The following is a 20,638-nucleotide window of genomic DNA, read 5'->3' as shown; positions in this document are numbered from 1 at the left end:
TCATCGCGGCCGCCTTCCCTCCTCTGGGGACCTATCCCTCGATCGGCTCAAGGGCGTGCACTTCCAGATTCGCATAGTCCGCGATGAGCGGCACGAGCTGGCGGAAGCCGATGCGGCCCCGGCCGAGCACCGGGCCCAGCGTCTCCCCGTCGTCGATCCAATTCAGCACGGGCAGACCCTGGATCATGAAGCGGATGTCGCCGCCCGCCTTGACAAGCTCGATCCGGTACGTGCCCTGCACCTCGGCGACGCCGGGAATCGGGTCCGCCCCCTGGGCGACCAGGTGCATGCCCCGGCTCTTGCGCAGGTTGCAGACATGCAGCGCCCGCTCGTCCGGCAGCGCCCGGCGGAAGTAGGCGATATGATAGGCGTTGATATCCCCGCTGTGATACTGATTGTACGGGCCGCTGCGCGGAGCCAGCGACGGATCGAAGAGATCTTCGCCCTGTGCTCCCGCCGCCGCGAAGAACAGCATGCACAGCCCGGGTTCGCGGATCGGGCGGAAGTCCCACCGGACCACGAAGGAGTCCGGGAACTCTACCGGGCACCACAGCACGAAGTTGGCGTTCTGCCCGGCAGACGGATCGAGCCGGCTCTCCATCCGCATCATCCCGTTCGGGAACGAGAGCACCCCAGGCCCTTCCATCCGGAAGCCCTCCACATCCGCCGGGCTCTCCAGCTTATTGGCATAGAGCAGTTCTCCCTGCCTGTACCGGTTCAAACCGATGTCCATCTGTTTCTCCTCCTCAGCTTTAGCCAAATCTCCCCTTCCTCCACCTTACACCTTCCCCGGCCTGCCTTCAATACGACTTTCTTGCAATACGGCTTAAGATTCCATTTTGAATATCCGTTCGCTGATCAACCTCAGGAACTGGGCCCACTTCTCCTGAAATTCGGGCTCATCGGGCGTATGTCCCGTAATCATGCGCGTCACATTGCTGTACAGGAGCGGATAAATGGTCAGGCTGGACAGCATCAGCGTGATCAACGCCGGATCCAGTTCGCGGGGAACAAGTCCCCGGTCCTGCTTGGACTTCATATCCTCGTTATAGGCTTGCAGCATTTGCTGCCTCAGCTCTTCGCCGTTGACGTTCCCCGGCACGACATCGATGGCCTCCCAGGCCGTAAACTTCAGGAACTCCAGCAGATGCTCCTGATTGACCTTAAGCCGGAATTCCGCGATATCCACGGGATCGGCCGGCAGCGTGAATTTCCCGGCAGGGAGTGAGGCCATGAAGTCCCCGATGGTTTCGTTGATGAGCTGATCCTTCCCTTTAAAGTAGTGGTAGATCAACTGCTTATTAATCCCGGCACGCTTGGCGATGGACTCGATCCGGGCCCCGGTATATCCCTTCTCAAAGAACTCTTCCCTCGCGGCCTGAAGGATCAGGCTCCGTGTACGCTCGGCATTGCGGATTTCACCCACATCATTTCACCATCCTATGAATCCCAATAACTAAAGCGTAGTGACTCCAATAGGTAAAGTCAAGAACGCAACTTAACAGAAGGTAAGTTATAACTTGACAACCGGTAAGTTAAGAATTATCCTTCTTCTTGCAAACCTGATTTTTCCTAAGGAAAGGCAGAGCAGTATGAGAGTGCAATCAAGCCCACCCAGCAGCCCGCTTAAGGCAGAGGAGGATACGAGATGAGCCAGGAAGTATTGGATTATATCGGCGCGGTGCAGGCTCCATGGCAGGCTGAGCTGTGTGTGCGGCTGCGTGAAGCGGTCCACGGAGCGATCCCAGACGTACAGGAGCGGATGCAGTACAAGAAGCCCCATTTTCTGAGGAACGGCAAATATGCCGCCGTCATCTCCGTCGCCAAGGATACGGTCAGCTTCACGATCTTCAATGCCGCTGACCTGCAGCTGCCGGAAGGCCTCTTCGAGGGACCTCCCGAGCGGAAAACCCTCAAGCTGCGCCAGACCCACACGGCTGATTTCGATCAGCTCACCTCCTGGGTCCGCGAGGCAGCCGGCACGCTTTGACAGGGAAAAGCAGGAAAGCCCGTTTCTCTTCGGGGAGAAAACGGGCTTTGTTTCGTTAGGGTATGGTGCAGCTGCTGCGTTATGTCATCAACTGATGCTCTTCATAAAAGTTCCGCGCTCTAGCCTCACACTGGTCAAGCAGCGCGCTGGCGGAATCGGGTTCCGCCAAGGCCCCGAGAACATCCGAGCACGTATCGAGTACATATTCGAGCGGCCAGTGGAGATGGGCGGAACGCTGCAGCACTTCGGCATAATGCAGCAGGTACGGTTCGAGAAAGAGTTCGAACAGAAACCCGTGCAGCAAATGATGCTCCTCCAGATAGCTTCGCAGTCCTCCGCCGGAGGCCAGCTCTTCGAACTGCCATATCCCCTGCTGCCCGCAAGCGACCCCCGCCCGGCTGGCCGCCAACTGCAGGGTTTCTCTCCTCCATCCATACCGCTTGATGAGTTCGTCGATGTCCTTGTACTCATGAACTTCGTAGTCCATATCGTGCCAGTTGATGTACCGAATATAATAAGGGATGTACGCTGCGCAATGGCGGGCGAGACACAGGGCCGCCTGGCGGGCAGCGGGTTTCTCCTCGTCCAGCCAAATCGGCCGGACCGACTTCGCTCGATAGAGAAGCTCATTGAGATAAGCTGCGGATAAGTCCACGAGCCCGAAGCGGTGAATGGCCTCTTCCCAAAACGCCGATTCCTCCACCACCTCCCCGTTAATAAGGATTTCCAGGTGATATACATCTTCCCCGGTTCTTTGGATATAAGCGATAAACTCATCGATCAGAGCTTCGATCCCCTGTTGAAACAGACCTGCTTCCAGCTCCCCATGCAAGCTTAACTCAGCAGTATGAGATCGATGGTTCTCATCGTAGACAAAAGTAAGTGTTCCCATGTTTGCTCCTGATTCACTTTTTTGGGTTTACGGTCTCATAGGTCACGATGCTATTCCTGCCCCAATAGATCATCATATTGAGAACGGACAATCCCAGGTTCGCCAAAAACATATAAAATGAAACTTCATCCCCTCCCAAGTTGTATTCATCCACGATATAGCCGCTGGCATAGAGGGTTACCGCAGAGACAACAGAGCAAAGCATCGAAATAACGGTGACGGAAAATAAATTGAAGAGCCGCACTTTCTGGAAAACGACCGTAATCAGTACAAAAACCAAGCCTATGCCGAGGGTCATATGCACAGGTCTTAACCAAATCAACTCCGGGAATGGGTATCCTCCCTCCATGGAGATCACCTCGCTTTTCCACAACAGTTTATCCAGTTCAGGGATTGTTTTCAACCTTCATAAATTAAAAAGGACAGCCTCCCACAGGAAGCTGCCCTGAAACGAATTCGCCTGCACGGCTTTAAGCCGCCTTCGCCTTGCGGGAGACAAGCACCCGCTGCAGCAGGATAAACAGGAACAATAGGATGCCGATCGCGATCTTCGTCCACCAGGAGCTCAGTGTCCCCTCGAACATGATGATCGTCTGGATGATGCCCTGGATCAGCACGCCGAACAGAGTGCCGGCGATGTAGCCGACGCCGCCGGTCAGCAGCGTGCCGCCGATGACCACGGCTGCGATCGTGTCGAGCTCCAGGCCTACCGCGTGCAGGCCGTAGCCCGAGAGCATGTAGAACGTGAACACGACGCCGGCCATCGCGGAGCAGAACCCGCTGAACGTGTAGACGAGGATCTTCGTGCGGCCGACAGGCAGGCCCATCAAGAGAGCCGAAGACTCGCTGCCGCCGATCGCATAGGTGTTGCGGCCGAACTTGGTGTAGTGCGCGAGATATATCGCGAGGCCAACGACCAAGAGGGCGAGCACCACCGAGATCGACACATAATTGCCGCCCGGCAGCGGGACTTTGGCCTGCGAGATGGCGGTGTACGTCTCGTTTGTGATCGTGATCGTCTCGATCGAAATCACGTAGCACAGACCGCGGGCCAGGAACATGCCGGCCAGCGTCACGATGAACGGCTGGATCTGGTATTCATGGATGATGTAGCCCATGACCCAGCCGAACAGGGAGCCGATCACCAGCACGAGCGGGATCACGACCATCGGCGACCAGCCGTGGTGCTCGACCAGGCTGGCGGAGATCATCGTCGTGAGGGCGATGACCGAACCGACGGAGAGATCGATCCCGCCCGAGATGATGACGAAGGTCATCCCTACCGCCGTGATGATCAGGAAGGCGTTGTCGATGAACAGGTTCAGGAACACCTGCGCCGAGAAGAACCCGGTGTATTGGGCCGAGGCTGCCAGGAACATCAGGCAGAACAGCACCATGGTGACGAGCGCGGGAACGAACTGGCTTCCGATGCGCAGCTTGGACATTATGCCGTTACCTCCTTCTTCGAAGGCACCTTGCCAGCGGCCTTGTCCTTCTTCCATTTGCTGCGGAACTGCTCGGAACCGATGAGGCACACCAGAAGAACGACGACCGCCTTGACAACGAGCGTGATTTCCGGTGGGACGCCGAGCGAGTAGATGGTGGTGGTCAGCGTCTGGATGATCAGCGCGCCGAGGACGGTGCCGGCCAGGTAGAACCGGCCGCCGTTCAGCGACGTGCCGCCGATCACGACCGCCAGGATCGCATCGAGCTCGTACCAGAGGCCCGCGTTGTTGCCGTCGGCGCTCGAGACGTTGGAGCTGAGGATCAGTCCGGCGATCCCGGCGCAGAGGCCGCAGAACATATAGACCAGGAAGACCACGAAGGTCGAACGAATCCCCGCCAGGCGGCTCGCCTCCGGATTGCAGCCGACCGATTCGATGAACAAGCCGATGGCCGTGCGGCGGGTCAGCAGCGCGGACACGAGCAGGACGAAGGCCACGATGAAAATCGAGAACGGCAGACCCGCTAGATAGCCCGCCCCGATGAAGGAATACGGCTCCGACGAGATCGTAATGATCTGGCCGTCGGTGACCAGCTGGGCGATCCCCCGGCCGGCGACCATCAGGATCAGGGTCGCGACGATCGGCTGGATGCCGATTCCGCCGACGAGCAGCCCGTTCCAGAGGCCCGAGACCACGGACACCAGCAGCGCCGCTCCGACGGCGATCAGGACCACATTCAAGGCGGAGGCGTCTTCGCTCTTCGAGATCAGCAGGCAGGCCAGGGCGCCGGAAATGGCGATGACCGAGCCGACCGACAGGTCGATCCCTTTGGTCGCGATGACCAGCGTCATACCGACGGCCACCAGAATGAGCGGAGCGGCTCGGTTCAGAATGTCGATCAGGCTCCCGAACAGATGCCCGTCGACCATGGTGATCGAGAAGAAATCGGGCTTATAGATTACATTGACAAGCAGTAATACGGCCAGCGTAACCAGCGGCCAAGTCAGTCGTTTCACTCGTGTCACCCCCCGGCAATGGCCTGCATGATATGCTGCTGGCTGATATCTTCGTTGACGATCTCCGTCACCTTGTGACGGTCCCGCAGTACGGCGATCTTGTGGCTGACCCGCAGCACTTCCTCGAGCTCCGAGGAGATGAAGACGATCGACATTCCCTTCTCGCAGAGCGAGAGGATCAGCTTCTGGATCTCCGTCTTCGCCCCGATGTCGATCCCCCGTGTCGGCTCATCCAAGATGAGCAGCTTGGGCTCGGTGAGCAGCCAGCGGGCGAGCAGCACCTTCTGCTGGTTGCCCCCGCTGAGGTTCTTCACCAGATGCTCCGGGTTAGGCGGGTTGATGTTCAGCATGCGGATATACTCTTCGGCGATCTCATCCTGCCTCTTGCGGGAGATGTACTTGAACGATCCCATGGAAGCCTGCAGGGCCAGAATGATATTCTCGCGGACCGTGAGGTCCGGAATGATGCCTTCGGTCTTGCGATTCTCGGAGCAAAAAGCCACCCCATTGTCGATCGCCTGCCTCGGGGAAGCCATGGCCACCCGCTTGTCAGCGATGCGGATCTCGCCCTGGTCGGGCTTGTCGGCTCCGAACAAGAGCCGGGCCGCCTCCGAGCGTCCCGAGCCGAGCAGGCCGGCGAGCGATACGACCTCGCCCTCCCGCACCTCGAGGTCGAACGGCTGGATCGATCCTCTGCGGCCAGTGCCGCTGGCCTGCAGCAGCGTCCGTTGCTCCGCCTGCCGCTTCGCGCCGGCTCCCTCCGTCTTCGGCAGGGACTCCAGCGCCCCGAGGTCCTTGCCGATCATCTTCGCAACAAGCTCAATCCGGGGCAGGTCCTTCGTGAGATACTCCCCGACGAACTCGCCGCCCCGCAGGATCGTGATCCGGTCGGTGATCTCGTAGACCTGATCGAGGAAGTGGGTCACGAAGAGGATCGCCAGTCCCTCGGACTTCAGCTTGCGCATCACCGTGAACAGTTCCTTCACTTCATTGGCATCGAGGGACGACGTCGGTTCGTCCAGGATCAGTACCTTGGCGTCGATGAGCAGGGAGCGGGCAATCGCCACCATCTGCTGCACCGCCACGGAGTAGTGGTTCAGCGGCTTCGTGACGTCGATCTTCACGTTCAGCCGCTCCATAAGCCCGGCGGCACGCCGGTTCGTCTCCTTCCAGTCGATGCGTCCCCAGCGCTTCGGCTCCCGGCCGATGAGGATGTTCTCCGCCACCGACAGGTTCGGACACAGGTTCACCTCCTGGTATACCGTAGAGATCCCGAGGCGCTGCGCTTCCAGCGGCCCGCCGACCGTGATGCTCTTCCCCTCCAGCGTGACGGTGCCGCCGTCAATCGGATGAACCCCCGTCAGCACCTTGATCAGGGTGGACTTGCCTGCGCCGTTCTCCCCCATGAGCGCGTGAACCTCCCCGGGGAACAGCCGCAGACGGGCTCCCGACAGCGCCTTGACGCCGGGGAAGCTTTTGACGATATCTTTCATTTCGAGTGCAGGAGCTGCTGCGGATTCATGGGCTGTACTCATCATGCCTTCTCTCCCTTCCATTCCGGTCCGGCTTACAAGCTCTCCGCCGGTTTCTCTGTCTCTTCCTCTAAGGCATGCAGGCGGGGCAGCCGCTCCATTCAGGGGAAAAGCCGCTTACGGCGGCACGGATCTTGTCACCGAAGCAAGCGGCTTTCCTCTGACGTCACGTACGCTGGACCTGCCGGCCCTTTTTTACACCTTCCATCCGTACAAACCTTAGTACTTCCGGTTAGGCAGCTCTTTCTCGGCGGTTTCCTGCGGGAACACGCCTTCCTTTGTCACGATCCGCTTCGGCAGCGACTTGCCGGCTACGACGTCTTTGGCCGCCTGCATCAGCTGAGGCCCGAGGAGCGGGTTGCACTCGACGACCACGTTGATCTTGCCGTCCTTCATGGCCACGAACGCGTCCTTGATGCCGTCGACGGAGATGATCAGAATATCCTTGCCCGGCTTCAGGCCGAACTCTTCGATCGCCTGGATCGCACCGAGCGCCATGTCGTCGTTATGCGCATACACGACATGAATCGGCTTGTTCTCGGACTTGGAGGACTTCAGGAACGCTTCCATGACTTCCTTGCCCTTCGTGCGGGTGAAGTCGCCGGTCTGGGACTTGACGATCTTGAGGTTCGCATTCTCCTTGATGACTTCCTCGAAGCCCTGCTTGCGGTCGATCGCCGGTGCGGAGCCCGTCGTGCCCTGCAGCTCCACGATGTTCATCGGCTCCTTGGTATCCTTCGCCTTGTCCACGAGCCACTTGCCGGCCTTGCGGCCCTCTTCCACGAAGTCCGAACCGATGAACGAGACGTAGAGCGAGGTGTCCTTGACATCAACGGCACGGTCGGTCAGGATGACCGGAATGCCCGCATCCTTCGCTTCCTTCAGGACGGTCTCCCAGCCGGACTCCACGACAGGCGAGAACGCGATGACATCCACCTTCTGCGCGATGTAGGAGCGGATCGCCTTGATCTGGTTTTCCTGCTTCTGCTGCGCATCCGAGAACTTCAGCTCGACGCCGGCTTCCTTCGCAGCTTCCTGGATGGACTTGGTGTTGGCCGTTCTCCATCCGCTCTCCGCACCCACCTGTGCGAAGCCCATCGTGATCTTCTTATCCCCGTCCTTCTGTGCGGTGGACGTATTCGTCTCTGCGGCTGCACCGCTCTTCGCGTCCCCGGCGGCCGGCTTCGACCCTCCGCCTCCGCAGGCTGCGGTAAGCATCAGGACGGCCGACATCATCAGAACGGCGCCCGTTTTGGCGAATTGTTTCATGGATAAATCCTCTCCCCTTATCTGCAGTCACCAGTTCGTTGTGGTGTAGGCTTATTATAAAACGCTTTCTTCAGCCAAGGAATGGAATCTCTCTTGCGTTTCTTTCAATATTTTGAGGAACTTTCGTCCTCTTCTCCCCGCTTGTTGGGATTTTTTATGGCGTTTGTATAAATTTTTTGGGAGCCACCGTCCCGCCATGGCTAACCCCTTCCAAATTTGATATGATGGAAACAATTAAATTGAAACCGTATACATTTAAAATGAAGAAGGTTGCCCGCCCATGAGACTTGTCCAGCGCATTACCTCCAGCCTGAGGGCCAAGCTGCTTACCATCTTCGTGCTGCTGACCATGATTCCCCTGATCGGGGAAGGACTCATCTCTTATATGAAGTCATACCAGACCGTATCCGAGCACAGCACGGCGGCGAATGCTCTGATTGCGGAAGGACTGCGCCGCGATATTGATATTTTGTTCCAGGATACGACAAGCTTCCTGCAGATCCGCAAGAGTCCGCCGGTGCTCCGCTTCCTGACCGCCCAGAGCGAGACGTACGAGGACGCCAAGGAAATTCTGCATACCTTCGAGCTCTACCGGGAGACCTACAAGCTGGGAGGGCAGATCGTCAACATCTCGATGGTGAACACCTACGGCAAAGGAATCTCCGAGAAAAAAGGGGTCTTCCAGATGGACGCCGATCCGCTGAAGAACCCTCACTTCCTGACGCTGTTGAACAATCCAGAGCAGACGCTGATCATTCCTCCGCAGGCGGCGAGGCCGGAGGACCGGATGGACGGCTCCGATTATGAGGGGCGCCGGGTTATCTCCATCGCCAAGGCGGTCACCCAGCGGGTGACTCATGAGATCATCGGCTTCATCCTGATCGATATGGATGACCGGACGGTCGAGAACTTCTGCAATACGACGCTGATCGGGGAGACCGGCTTCTTCTATGTCGTGGATGAACAGGGCAATCCGATCTTCCTTCCCTCCCGTGTGGAGGGCCTCGATCCTGCGGCTCTGACCTTCGCGGCGGATACGGACAAAGGCAGTCGGACGGACCGGTCCGCCGGCGAGCCGCTCTTTTATGTGCATACGCGTTCCGAGATGACGGGATGGAGCATCGTAGGAAGAGCACCGCTGAAGGAAATCATGCGGGATGCGGACGAGATCAAGAGCCTGACCCTGTATTCCGTGCTCTTCAATATCCTGTTCACCGTCTCCCTGTATTTCTTCCTGACGAACCGGCTCATCCGCCCCGTTCAGTACCTCAAGAACAAGATGCGCCAGGCCGCCTCGGGCAACCTGGATGCGAAGGCCCGCAATACCGGCACCGACGAGATCGCGGACCTCGGGCATTCCTTCAATATTATGCTCGGCCAGATCAAGCAGCTGCTGGAGCGCAGCCTGAAGGAGCAGGAGCAGATCAAGAAGGCCGAGCTGCGGACGCTGCAGGCGCAGATCAACCCGCATTTTCTCTACAACACGCTCGAGTCGATCATGTGGATGGCCGAGACCCGCAAGCATGACGAAGTGATCGCCCTCGTGAAGGCGCTCTCGCAGTTCTTCCGCATCACGCTCAGCAAGGGGCGCGACCAGATTCATATCAAGAGCGAGCTCGACCATATCGAGAACTATCTCGTGATCCAGCGCATGCGCTACCGCGACATTCTCGACTATGAAGTCGACCTGCCCGAAGAGCTGAACCCCTACCCCATCGTCAAAATGTCCCTTCAGCCGCTCGTCGAGAACGCCCTGTACCACGGCATCAAGAACAAGCGCGGCCGTGGCCTGATCCGGATCACCGGCGGCTTCACGCCGGACGGCGACATCCGCATCGAGGTACGGGATAACGGCGCGGGCATACCCGGGGCCCGGCTGGCACAGCTGCAGGAGCAGCTCGCCCACGGCCAGAGCGCAGCCGCCCTTGAAGCGGACGCCTCTTCGTCCGGCGGATTCGGGCTGCTCAATGTGCATCAGCGCATCCGTCTGCACTACGGCTCCCCTTACGGCGTCAGCATTGAAAGCGAATACGGCGTCGGATCCTGCATCTCGGTGCGGATTCCAGCCGCTTGGAGGTAAATGACCCGATGAAGAAAGTATTTCTGGTGGATGATGAGATTGTGATCCGGGAAGGGATCCGGGACCGCATCGCCTGGAACGAGGAGGGCTTCGAATACTGCGGCGATGCCCCGGACGGAGAGCTGGCCCTTCCCCTGATCGAAGAGACGAAGCCGGATATTGTCATTACCGACATCAAGATGCCGTTCATGGACGGCCTGGAGCTCAGCCGCATCATCCGCGAACGGTTTCCTTCCATCAAGATCATCATCTTGAGCGGCCATGACGAGTTCGAATATGCCCGCGAGGCCCTGCGGACCGGGGTGACCGAATACTGCCTGAAGCCCGTCTCCTCCGCCGATCTCATCAAGCTGCTGCAGGATGTGAGCGCCCTCATCGACCGGGAGGAGCGGGAGCGCGAAGAGATGGAGCGCCTGAAGCGGCGCGTCAGCGACGGGGTGCGGCACAGCCGGGAGAAGCTGCTCAGCGACCTGTGCAGCGGCCTCGTCACCACCTCGGAGGCGATGCAGACGGCAGCGAAGCTGCAGCTGAATCTCGTCTCGAAGTGCTACGCGGTGGTGCTCAGCGAGCAGGAGTGTATGGCCGATGCCCCGGAGGCCGAAGAGGTCTGCCGCAGGCTCGAGGAGCTGATGCACGGCCGGTTCGGCGAGACCGCCTCCTATCTCTCCTTCAAGCGCAGCAAGAAGGAGACGGTCTGGATTCTCCAGGGCGACAGCGCCGCCCAGCTGCAGGATCTTGGGGAGAAGCTGCTGAAGCCGCTTGCCGAGGAGGCGCACACCGCACTCTCGAGCCGGGTCCGCTTCGGGCTCGGGAGCATCCAGGACCGGCTGCAGGGGCTGTACCCCTCCTTCCAGGAAGCGGAGGAAAGCCTGAAGCGCCAGCTTCTTCCCGGCAGCCCGCAGGGCCCGGGGGGCGATTGGCAGGGAGGCGGCGAAGCGGGAGGCCCGCTACGCTATCTGGACCGGAGCCCGCTGATCCGCTTCCTGAAGCTCGGCTCCCCCGCGGCTGTCCCTTCCTTCGTGCGGGAGTATGCCGCCTGCCTGTCGGAGTGGGACGGCAGCCGTTCCTTCTACTATTACTATCTGCTCCACGATATGACGGCGACCGTCTCCCAGCTTGCCAAGGAAAGCTACCCGGAGCATGAGCGGATCGAAGACATGCTCCAGGCGCTGCAGAGCCAGGTAGGCCTCATCCAGCGGGCGGACGAAGCCTACCGCTACCTTGAAGGCATGATCGGCGCCTTCCTGCAGGTGCGCGACGGCAACGCCGACAAGTACAGCGGGCTGATCCGCCGGGTGAAGGACTATATGCATGCGAACTACGGCCAGTCCGAGCTCTCCCTGCAGCATATCGCCGAGCACGTCCGCATGAGCCCGAGCTACATCTCCTCGGTGTTCAGCAGCGAGACCGGGCAGACGATCACGGAATACCTGACGGGCCTGCGCATCGGCAAAGCGATGGAGCTGCTGCGTTCCACGCATGCCAAGTCCTACGAGATCGCCTATCAGGTAGGCTACCAGGACTCCCACTATTTCTCGAACCTGTTCAAGAAGTCGACCGGCATGACCACCAGGGAATTCCGCCGCAACCAGGCCCAGAGCGGCCATCCGGATGAGGGGGAAGAACGGCATGCCGCTCTCTCGTAAGCTCGGTCTGATCCTGGCGCTGGCCGCCGGCATGACCCTGGTGCTCGTCTCCTGCCGCGGGCTCTGGCCCGGGACCGGCGAATCGCCGCTGCCAGGGACCGGCGAGCCGAAGGTGCAGGCAAGCGAGCCCAAGACCTTCGCCATCCTCTATCCGATGAGCCATCCCTACTTCGAATGGATCACGGAGAGCACCGAGGCGGCGGCCAAGGAGATGGGCGTCAAGCTGCTTGTGAAGGCGCCGGATGAAGCCCACCTCGAGCAGCAGATCCGCATGCTGGAGATGATGATCAAACAGAAGGTCGACGGCATCGCAATCGATCCCGTGGATGCCGAGACCCTGACGCCCTACATCGACAAGGCGGTCGAGGCCGGAATCCCCGTCGTCTGCTTCGACTCGGATGCGCCGGTCAGCCGCCGGCTCGCCTTCATCGGCAGTGACAACACGCAGGCCGGACGGCAGATGGGCGCGGTGATCGACAAGATGCTGAAGGGCCGCGGCATGATCTTCATCGGCACCGGGATGGAGAGCATGCTCAGCCAGCAGCAGCGCCTGCGCGGCCTGCTTGATTACCTGCATGAGCACACGGGCATCCAGGTCCTGGAGATCCGCGCCAACGAAGGCTCCGAGGACCTGGCTGTTGCGCAGCTCGAAGAGATGATCGAGGCGCATCCGCACTTCGATGCCTTCATCGGCCTCGATTCGGTCTCGGGACCGGCATCGATTCTTGTGTGGAAGGCCATGGGCCTGCACCGTACGGCCGCCACCTTCGACCTCACGCCGAAGATCATTGAAGGCATCAAGAACGGGCAGGTATCGGCCGCGCTCTCCCGCCAGGAGCATACGTGGGGACGCCTCATCGTTAGGCGCCTGCTGCAGGCAAGCCAGGGGCTCGCCATCCCTGAATTCGAAGAAACGGGCACCGTCGTCGTCACCCCCGAGAATGTCCGGGATACGGACGGGTGGCGCTAAGCACCGCCTACTACTACGTGCTTTGGAGAAAGCGTCCCTCTCCGGTATCTTGGCGGATACCTGTACGCAGCCTATGCTCCCTATTCGCCGTAATAAAGAACAGCCCAGCCCGTCCGGTTAAGGAACAGGCTGGGCTGCTGCTGCGCCCGCCGCTTCACAGAGCTGCCCGCGCCCCTCTACTGAATCAAGAACGAATCGTTGCGGTGCCACCGCCCGCCTTCGTCCATGCTGCGGTAGTAGAGGACGGCCGAGCGCAGAGCCCCCTTCGCCGCTTCCTCCGCCGAATCGAAGGAGTTGACGACGCCCACCTCCGGGTCGGCTGCGTCCGCTCCCCGGTACGTGTGGCTCAATTCATAGAAAAAATGGCCATTCGCATTCCGGCAGATCCGGATGCCGATCTCCTGCCCGTCCACCCGGGCCTTCAGGCTTTGTACAATCTCATGGACGGATTGTATATCCGCGTGAAGCTCCTCCAACTCCCCTAGATTCAACATGTGGGACCTCCCTGTCACCGGCCTTGCAGCCGGCATTCCTTTTATCCCATAAGGATGCCCAGCGTGCCCTGATTTATCCACTCCCCCCCGCCCCGGCTATCCCGCTCCGCTTCCTTTTCCTCCGCCCACCTAAACCATTTTTTAGCAACATAAAAGCGCCTTGGCACGTATGTAGCTAGAGATGGATCGATTCCACAACTCGTCTAAACGGAGGTTCCTTGATGACATTCCTATCCGGCCTGCTTCACAACCGCCTGCAGAGAGTGATCTGCGTGATCCTGCTCACTGCCGGGCTTACCTGGCTCTATCTCTGGTGGAGAATTCTCGACCATACGGTCAGCGCCTACTTCCAGGCGGGCGGCTTCTGGCTCGGCCTGCTCCTCTTCCTCTCCGGCATGGTACCGGGGAGAGACGGCTCGAGGAAGGCGGGACGCCTCGAATTCATGGCAGGGGCTCTTCTGATGCTCCTGTGGCTGTTCCTGGCTTTCGTCTACGGCATCACCACGGCTGACGACAAGTTCCAGGCGGCCCATGCGGAGGTCCGGGATGCGAAGATGGAGCAGATCGATATCAAGCACATTCCTTCGGTCCCGAAGACCTTCGCCAAGTACAAAGGCGACAAGATGCTCGGCCAGGTGCCGAACTTCAGCTATTACCAGATGGGGGACTACAGCATCCAGAAGATCGACAACGAACTCGTCTGGGTCGCTCCCGTCGAGTACAACGGCTTCTTCAAGTCGCTGAGCGCGAAGACAGTCACCGCGTATGTCAAAATTTCGGCGGAGGACGAGAACGCACCGGCCGAGCTGATGTCCGGCTACGCCATGAAATACGTGCCGAGCGGGTATTTCTCGGGCAATATTTACCGGCACATCCGCGCGGACTATCCTTCGGCCGTGCTGTTCGAAGCCTCCTTCGAGCCCAAGGACGACGGCTCGCCCGTGTATGTCGTTCCTTACGGACATTACGAGAAGTACCGTAACGTGCCGTACGTCGACGGGGTATTCCTCGTAGATCCCGAGTCGGGAACAATCGAACAGTATGGGACGGATCAGGTCCCCGCCTTCGTCGATCAGGTGATTCCGGCATCCATTGCGGATACCTACAATACGTACTTCGGCAAGTATAAGCACGGCTACCTGAACACGCTCTTCGGCAAAAGAGACCTTCACATGCCGACCACCTGGGAAGAAGGCGATGAGGTCGTGGCCGTCTTCGACCAGGAGGGGAACATGTCCTGGTTCACCGATCATACGACGCTTGACGAGACGTCGAAGTCGCTTGTCGGGTACTCGCTCATCAACGCCCGGTCCGGGAAGTTCACGTACTACGGCGGCCAGACGGTCTCCTCCAGCGGCCTGGCCAACGGCAGCGCGGCGATCAACAGCGTCAACAAGACCTTTCTGAAGGACCAGTGGACCGGTGCATCTCCCACGCTGTACAACATTTACGGCGAAGAAACCTGGTTCGTCCCGGTCACCGACGGCAATGGCCTGCTGCGCGAGCTGGCCCTCGTCAATGCGAAGAATCCGCAGATTCTCGCCCATCACAAGAACAAAGCGTCCGCTTTCGCCTCGTACAAGAATCTTCTGGTCTCGTTCGGCTCCGGACAGATGGACCCCACAGGTTCAGCTCAGCAAAAGGAGATCCAGGGCCGCATCGTCCGCGTCTCGTTCGTCTCCGAGGGAGCGGACCTGCGCGTCAAGTGGATGATGGATAATTCGGATAAAGTGTTCGTCGTGCTGGAATCACAGTATCCGTATGCCGGCTTCCTTCAGGCGGGAGACCAGGTCCGGGTGCAGTATGTGGACACGGAAGAGCTGGTCGTTACCGCGAGCAAGGTCACGAACCTGACGGTGAACAAGTAAGCGGCGCTTGATCCCGAGATCTGCGCAGGATGGTTCACAGCGGCGGACATGATCCGCCGCTGCAGGCATGGCGAGAATGGACATTGCTGTGGGTCGGACATATGAATGGCAGACGCGGTGTCCACCTGCTGAGCTGGGAGCCTCATGGCACCAGCGATCGGGCGCCAATGTGTAGAAGTGCCTCAGCAGTCCAGTCCAAGGCGCAAAGTGTATGGGAACGGTCGAAAGCAAAGAAGCGGCCCCGATGATCCGGGTATCGCTTCTTCTCGATATATCCGAAAATAGAACTCGCTTTAAAGCACGAATTGTCCATATAGGGACGACATAGGCGTTTATCCCAGTTGACTTTTTTCCCTTCGGCCCCTGCAGCCCTGGGGAACCCCCGCACTGCAGCGACCCTTGCACAAACAGGACGGCTGATTCCTCAGCCGTCCTGTTTGCCGCTTTGTCTTACTTGCCGGCGTTGTTGTATTGTGCGTTATACTCGTCGATGATCTTCTGACCGCCATCCTTCTTCCACTTGTCGACTGCCGCCTTGAAGCCGGCTTCGTCGATTTTGCCCAAGATGAACTGGTAAGTAGCATCCTTGATGATATCCTGCAGTCTGCTTCCCGTCGAATTGTACGTCGGGGAATCCAGGGCTGCCGTAGGGTCCTGCACCATGAACTTCTCTGCAGCGTTCGACAGGGTGTTTGCTTTCTCGTGAGAAGGCATAGAGAAGAGAGCAGGCTTCACGTTCGTCGTTTCATACAGAGCCAGGTTCAGGTAAGGTCTGACTTCCTTCTCGATCAGCTTCGGATCTTGTACCGGCTGTACTTTGCCGTCCTTCAAGGAGTAGTGCTCGTTCTCAATACCATACTTCAGCAGGTCCGCCACTTCCGGAGAATAGAACTTGTCCATGACCCCGAGAATCCGCTTCAGCTCGTTCTCCGTCTTGATCGCGGATTTAGGGAACACCACTACCGTGCCGTAGCCGGAGAGACCCCAGGAAACATTTTTGCCGTCCACGCCTTTAATTTCATTCGTTACATCGTACATTGCATCCGGTACGTTCTTGACGGTCTTCTCCTGCATCGTCTTGACGTCGCCCATCGTTCCGATATACATGCCCGATTTGCCCGAGTACATCAGGTTCTGCTGGTCCGTCTTGCTCGTTACAGGGAAGTCTTGGTTGATGAGACCTTCCTTATGGAGCTTCTGGAAGAACTTCATCGTGTCGAGGTAGCCCTTCGTCTCGAATTCAGGCACGAGCTTGCCGTCGACCACACCCCAGTTGTTCGGTGTTCCGAAATACATGGAGACGGTTTTGAACGCACCATATACAAGATCGTTACGGTCGGACAGAGGGATGGTGTTTCCTTTGCCTGCTGCGTCCGTTTCTTTGAACTTCTTCAGCATGTTGTAGATATCATCTGCGGTCTGAGGTGCTGCCAGGCCGAGCTTGTCCGCCCAGTCTTTACGATAAATAATACCGGTACGCGAAGGTTGGCGCTCCTGATACAGCGTGTAGATCTTGCCGGCGACCGCCGTATTCTTCAGCGTCTCCTGGTTCAGGCTTTTCAGGTTCGGATAATCCTTCAGCAGCGGACCGATCTCCCAGAACTGGCCGTCCTTCATGGCGTCTCTCATCAGAATGAAGGAAGCCTGGTTCTTCAAATAAACCACCTGAGGCAGTGTGCCCGTGGCGAAGGAAGCCTGGAACTTCTCATCGTAGGAACCGTCCGGAATCCACGAGATTTCGAGCTGGGAGTTCGTCTTCTCCTCAATCAGCTTTTCGAGCTTATCCGAAGGAACCTCCGGTGTCTGCAGGTTCGCCATCATCGTAATCTTAACCGGACCCGTATCGGCTGCCGCATCGCCTGCCGCGGCGCCCCCGTCCGTTTTATTCGCGCAGCCGGCGAATACCGAAGCTGCTAACGTAAGCGCACAGAATGCACTGATTTGTTTGAAACGCTGTGTCTTCATTCTCTCTCTTCCTCCCTATGAGCTTCCTGTCTGAGCGTTGGCCTTGCGTCTCTCTGCCTCTTATAGTAAACCCTTTGCGGAATTACATCCATAATCTCTGGATTATATCTTGCCCTGAACCCCGCACGGGGCGCGGCTTGGCCCTCCAACCTGAGACAATGATTATCCCCGTCAAAGTTCGACAAAAAGAATCGCTGAACCGCACGTAATCGACCGGCCAGGACGGTGCGCACTTCATCCCCAAGGCACGTATTCGCCGTATGACCGCTTAGGCAAGGCAAAAAGCCGCCTGCTAAGTTACCACTTAACGCGGCTTCCTTACTCGACAGGCTTCCCCGACGAAGGCGGATTTGGCAGCGCGGACCTCGCTTCGGTGTACTGTCCCTGCCTGGCCAAGTACCTTATCCGATACCACAATTCTTGCGGATTGCTGCGGAGCAGTACGCAATCACAAATGAGTGACAGCGACAAAGGCCGCTCCACGGATTCCCAAGGTTATCCCCGGCACACTTCCCGGCGCAGCTCCGTCGGAAGTCGGATGTCCTCCGGGCAGTCCAGGTATAACCCTGCTTGGCGGCGCCGAAGATAAGAGGATACATTACTTCGTCCCGCCGGTTGCATCAGCATTCATACCGGCTAAGTCAGCGCGGCCCGCTCCGGGACCAGCCGGTCATTCCGCGCTTGCTTAATCCAGCAGGCCGGCGGCCTCTCCCGCTGCTCGACCGTCTCTTTTTTTCGTCCGGTCGAGCCTCCGCTCCGGTTAGAGGTCAGCCGCGGTTCCGTGCACTTTAGGGGCCTTTGGATTCCACAGCCCTGTCCCCTCCCCCGGCTCGGAGCGCGGTCCAGAGCCTCATCTGATCTAATGATTATCGGTGGAATCCGCCCGGCCGCCCGCGGGTACATCCGCCTGCCTGTTTCCAATGGGACGGTCCCTGCATATCCTGTTAACGTAAGGCCGCAGGATTGCGCATCCAGGGGGTGAAAAAAATGAAACCTCAGGAGTTCTTCAGCCTGCTCGGTCCGGCCGCCGCGGCGGAGCAGATCGAGCACGGTGTATTGGCCTCGATCACCCTGGCCCAAGCCGCTCTCGAAAGCGGCTATGGCGCCTACGCCGAAGGGAACAACCTGTTCGGGATCAAAGCCAAGGGCTCTGCGAACAGCGCCAACCAGACGACCCGCGAGTACATTAACGGGGATGGCGGCAGATCGTCGACAGCTTCCGCGTCTACGGCAGCTGGGCGGAGAGCATCCGGGACCACAGCGAATTTCTGCTGAAGAATCCGACCTATACGAGAGCCGGCGTATTCACCCGATCGCGGGCGCTGGATTACAAGGGGACCGCAAGGGCGCTTCAGAGCGCAGGATACGCGACGGACCCGGGGTACGCGAACAAGCTCATTTCGATCATCGAAAAATACAAGCTGCAGGAGTGGGATCTGCAGGCAGCGGAGGAAGGGGGATGGATACCGATGAGACTGCAGCACGAGTGGCAGTGGAAGCAGCTCGGGGATGCCCTGCAGGGGCTGCTCGACCAGGGCGTCATCACCGACCCGTCCTGGCCCAAAAAAGCTTACGGCAAGCAGCTTACCTTGACGGAGCTTACCTGGCTCAACGCCGTCATCCTGGCACGCCAGAGCGGAGTAAAGGTGTAAGCGGGCGCTGCGTGATCAGCTGCAGGGAGACGGCGGACGGGCTTCTGTCCGCGCGCCGGTCGGCCGCTGAGCTACACGCAATAAATTGTTATATTCCACGAAAGAAAGCCTGCCGTCCCGGAAGGGCCGGCAGACTTTTTGGGTGTTCGAGCGGCATGCCCGTCGCACGCAGAGGCTACTTCATGAATCTGCGCATGAGCTTCAACCCGTTCTTCGCCGAAGGGTAGCGGAAGGCGATATCGAACAAGGTTGTCTGCTTCAGCACGCTTTTGAAATGGGAGAACGCCTTGAAGCTGCTCTCCCCGTGATAGCTGCCCATCCCGCTCTCCCCCACCCCGCCGAAGGGAAGATAAGGCGTCGCGATGTGCATCAGGGTGTCGTTGATGCAGCCTCCGCCGAAGGAGACCTTCTCCACGACCTCGCGCTGCACGCCGGCATCCTCCGTGAAGAGATACAGGGCCAGCGGCTTCGGCTTCGCATTCACCGCCGCAATCGTCTCCCCGATCTCCCGGTAAGTCAGCACCGGAAGGATCGGGCCGAAGATCTCCTCCTGCATCACCGGCGCTTCCGGACTGACGCCATCCAGCGCAGTCGGCGCGATGCGCAGCGCCTCGTCGTCCGACTGTCCGCCGAAGACCGACCGGCCGTCGCCGAGGAAGCGCACGAGCCGGTCATAGTGCCGGCGGGACACGATCCGTCCGTAGTCCGGATTGCGCACGGGCTCCCGGCCGTAGAACTCCTCCACCGCCGCCTGCAGGTGCCGGAGCAGTTCATCCTTGACCTCCTCATGGACGAGCAGGTAGTCCGGGGCGATGCAGGTCTGGCCGCTGTTGGCGAATTTGCCGAAGGCGATCCGCTTCGCGGCCAGCTCCAGCTTCGCGTCGCGGTGCACGATGCACGGGCTTTTGCCCCCGAGCTCCAGGGTGACGGGGATCAGCCGCTTCGCTGCCGCCTCCATCACAATCCGGCCGACCGGTACGCTGCCCGTGAAGAAGATGTAATCGAACGGCTGCCGCAGCAGCTCCGTCGTCTCCTCCACGCCGCCTTCAATGACCGCGACCACCTCCGGAGCGAAGGTATCAGCCACGAGGCGGGCGAGCAGAGCCGAGACGGTCGGCGTCAGCTCGGAGGGCTTGAGCACGGCCGTATTGCCAGCGGCTATCGCACAGACGAGCGGCGAGAGCGCCAGCTGGAACGGGTAGTTCCAAGGGGCGATGATGAGCGCTGTGCCGTAAGGCTCGGGGATGATAACGCCGCGGGAGCCGATGTGCGTCGGAGCTGTCTTCACCTTCCTCGGCTTCGCCCAGCCCTTCATCCGCTTGCTCACGAAGCGAATCTCCTCGAGCAGAAAGCCGATCTCCGTCGAATAGGCCTCGAGCTCCGACTTGCCGAGGTCCGCCCTCAGTGCGGCGATGATCTCGGCCTCATACCGCTTCACCGCCTGCCGCAGTGCCTCAAGATGGGCCTGCCGTACGGCCAGGGGCCGGGTTTCGCCCCGGTTGAAATGTTCCTTCTGCTTTATGATAACGGAATGAATCCGGTCCAGGTCCATCCTTCCCACCTCGCTGTATCTTAGCTATCCCCCATACCTTATCCCAAGGCTTCTCCGCCGTCAAATCAGCCCGGACTCTTCGGCTTCTACCTCCGCGCAGAAACTCACACTCTTACAATTCCCCACCACCCAATCCACATATTCCCTGAATTTTGGAGGAAAAACACTGATTTTTGTACATACCTCGAAGCGGTTTTCCATTACAGTAGATTCCATGGGACCGCCCTAATCAGAGTTTAACCCAAAAAGGAGGGATTGCCGCGCAAC

The 20,638-nt window shown here is 59.1% G+C and carries 18 protein-coding genes and 1 pseudogene; 8 read left to right on the top strand and 11 right to left on the bottom strand.

The features are described 5' to 3' along the window. Window positions 1-31 precede the first annotated feature (31 nt). On the bottom strand, window positions 32-733 hold the full coding sequence (locus PM3016_RS06765; protein WP_013917149.1) for a YesU family protein: 702 nt from the start codon (window positions 731-733) through the stop codon (window positions 32-34). A gap of 93 nt (window positions 734-826) precedes the next feature. Beyond that, window positions 827-1,426, bottom strand: coding sequence for a TetR/AcrR family transcriptional regulator (locus tag PM3016_RS06760; protein WP_013917148.1), 600 nt, complete (start codon window positions 1,424-1,426; stop codon window positions 827-829). A gap of 222 nt (window positions 1,427-1,648) precedes the next feature. On the opposite strand from PM3016_RS06760, the gene PM3016_RS06755 reads away from it, so the two are divergent. After that, window positions 1,649-1,990 (top strand): DUF1801 domain-containing protein, encoded by a 342-nt coding sequence (locus PM3016_RS06755; RefSeq protein ID WP_014368873.1) that lies wholly within the window; start codon window positions 1,649-1,651, stop codon window positions 1,988-1,990. Window positions 1,991-2,069: 79 nt separating this feature from the next. Here PM3016_RS06755 and PM3016_RS06750 read toward each other — a convergent pair whose 3' ends face one another. The 6 genes from PM3016_RS06750 to PM3016_RS06725 all read right to left on the bottom strand — a co-directional run bounded on the left by PM3016_RS06750 (window position 2,070) and on the right by PM3016_RS06725 (window position 8,144). Continuing rightward, window positions 2,070-2,882, bottom strand: a complete 813-nt coding sequence (locus tag PM3016_RS06750) for a hypothetical protein (protein WP_014368872.1) — start codon at window positions 2,880-2,882, stop codon at window positions 2,070-2,072. A gap of 13 nt (window positions 2,883-2,895) precedes the next feature. Beyond that, the gene (locus PM3016_RS06745) at window positions 2,896-3,231 is read right to left on the bottom strand and encodes a hypothetical protein (RefSeq protein ID WP_014368871.1); all 336 of its coding nucleotides are present in this window, start codon (window positions 3,229-3,231) and stop codon (window positions 2,896-2,898) included. Between the two features lie 121 nt (window positions 3,232-3,352). Then, window positions 3,353-4,327, bottom strand: coding sequence for a galactofuranose ABC transporter, permease protein YjfF (gene yjfF, locus PM3016_RS06740; RefSeq protein WP_014368870.1), 975 nt, complete (start codon window positions 4,325-4,327; stop codon window positions 3,353-3,355). Next, window positions 4,327-5,343 (bottom strand): ABC transporter permease, encoded by a 1,017-nt coding sequence (locus PM3016_RS06735; RefSeq protein ID WP_013917143.1) that lies wholly within the window; start codon window positions 5,341-5,343, stop codon window positions 4,327-4,329. The genes yjfF and PM3016_RS06735 overlap by 1 nt, the downstream gene beginning before the upstream one ends. A 5-nt stretch (window positions 5,344-5,348) precedes the next feature. Further along, complete coding sequence (locus PM3016_RS06730) at window positions 5,349-6,881, bottom strand: sugar ABC transporter ATP-binding protein (RefSeq protein ID WP_014649742.1); 1,533 nt, start codon at window positions 6,879-6,881, stop codon at window positions 5,349-5,351. A 213-nt stretch (window positions 6,882-7,094) separates the two neighbouring features. Further along, entirely contained in the window at window positions 7,095-8,144 is a 1,050-nt protein-coding gene (locus PM3016_RS06725; RefSeq protein ID WP_014368868.1) for an ABC transporter substrate-binding protein, read from the bottom strand. 280 nt (window positions 8,145-8,424) lie between these two features. Between PM3016_RS06725 and PM3016_RS06720 the strand changes: the two genes are divergently transcribed. From PM3016_RS06720 to PM3016_RS06710, 3 genes are read left to right on the top strand one after another with little or no spacing between them, the layout of a single operon-like run. Further along, window positions 8,425-10,224, top strand: a complete 1,800-nt coding sequence (locus PM3016_RS06720) for a cache domain-containing sensor histidine kinase (RefSeq protein WP_014368867.1) — start codon at window positions 8,425-8,427, stop codon at window positions 10,222-10,224. A gap of 8 nt (window positions 10,225-10,232) precedes the next feature. Next, window positions 10,233-11,870, top strand: a complete 1,638-nt coding sequence (locus PM3016_RS06715) for a response regulator (RefSeq protein WP_014368866.1) — start codon at window positions 10,233-10,235, stop codon at window positions 11,868-11,870. Next, entirely contained in the window at window positions 11,854-12,840 is a 987-nt protein-coding gene (locus tag PM3016_RS06710; protein ID WP_014368865.1) for a sugar ABC transporter substrate-binding protein, read from the top strand. Before PM3016_RS06715 ends, PM3016_RS06710 begins: the two co-directional genes overlap by 17 nt. Window positions 12,841-13,016: 176 nt before the next feature. Here PM3016_RS06710 and PM3016_RS06705 read toward each other — a convergent pair whose 3' ends face one another. Next, window positions 13,017-13,334 (bottom strand): hypothetical protein, encoded by a 318-nt coding sequence (locus PM3016_RS06705; RefSeq protein WP_014368864.1) that lies wholly within the window; start codon window positions 13,332-13,334, stop codon window positions 13,017-13,019. Between the two features lie 221 nt (window positions 13,335-13,555). Here PM3016_RS06705 and PM3016_RS06700 point away from each other — a divergent pair, with 221 nt between their 5' ends. Beyond that, entirely contained in the window at window positions 13,556-15,202 is a 1,647-nt protein-coding gene (locus PM3016_RS06700; RefSeq protein WP_014368863.1) for a hypothetical protein, read from the top strand. Window positions 15,203-15,652: 450 nt separating this feature from the next. Here PM3016_RS06700 and PM3016_RS06695 read toward each other — a convergent pair whose 3' ends face one another. Next, window positions 15,653-17,167: an extracellular solute-binding protein gene (locus tag PM3016_RS06695; RefSeq protein ID WP_014368862.1), complete on the bottom strand. Its 1,515-nt coding sequence runs from the start codon at window positions 17,165-17,167 to the stop codon at window positions 15,653-15,655. A gap of 987 nt (window positions 17,168-18,154) precedes the next feature. Between PM3016_RS06695 and PM3016_RS39400 the strand changes: the two genes are divergently transcribed. The 3 genes and pseudogenes from PM3016_RS39400 (at window position 18,155) to PM3016_RS39390 (ending at window position 18,819) form a co-directional block, all read left to right on the top strand. Next, entirely contained in the window at window positions 18,155-18,442 is a 288-nt protein-coding gene (locus PM3016_RS39400) for a glucosaminidase domain-containing protein (protein WP_238540459.1), read from the top strand. Continuing rightward, window positions 18,373-18,531 (top strand): annotated as a pseudogene (locus tag PM3016_RS41095) (glucosaminidase domain-containing protein); the annotation flags it as partial. The gene PM3016_RS39400 and the pseudogene PM3016_RS41095, both read left to right, overlap by 70 nt. Before the next feature lie 105 nt (window positions 18,532-18,636). Beyond that, window positions 18,637-18,819 carry a hypothetical protein gene (locus PM3016_RS39390; protein ID WP_238540458.1) on the top strand — a complete coding sequence of 61 codons (183 nt, stop codon included), beginning with the start codon at window positions 18,637-18,639 and terminating at the stop codon, window positions 18,817-18,819. 175 nt (window positions 18,820-18,994) lie between these two features. Here the strand turns inward: PM3016_RS39390 and PM3016_RS06685 are convergent, their stop codons facing one another. Next, on the bottom strand, window positions 18,995-20,371 hold the full coding sequence (locus PM3016_RS06685; RefSeq protein WP_014368861.1) for an aldehyde dehydrogenase: 1,377 nt from the start codon (window positions 20,369-20,371) through the stop codon (window positions 18,995-18,997). Between the last annotated feature and the right edge of the window lie 267 nt (window positions 20,372-20,638).

This window comes from Paenibacillus mucilaginosus 3016 (genome assembly GCF_000250655.1).
Lineage (GTDB): Bacteria > Bacillota > Bacilli > Paenibacillales > NBRC-103111 > Paenibacillus_G > Paenibacillus_G mucilaginosus.
This window is presented reverse-complemented; position numbering and strand designations above follow the sequence as displayed.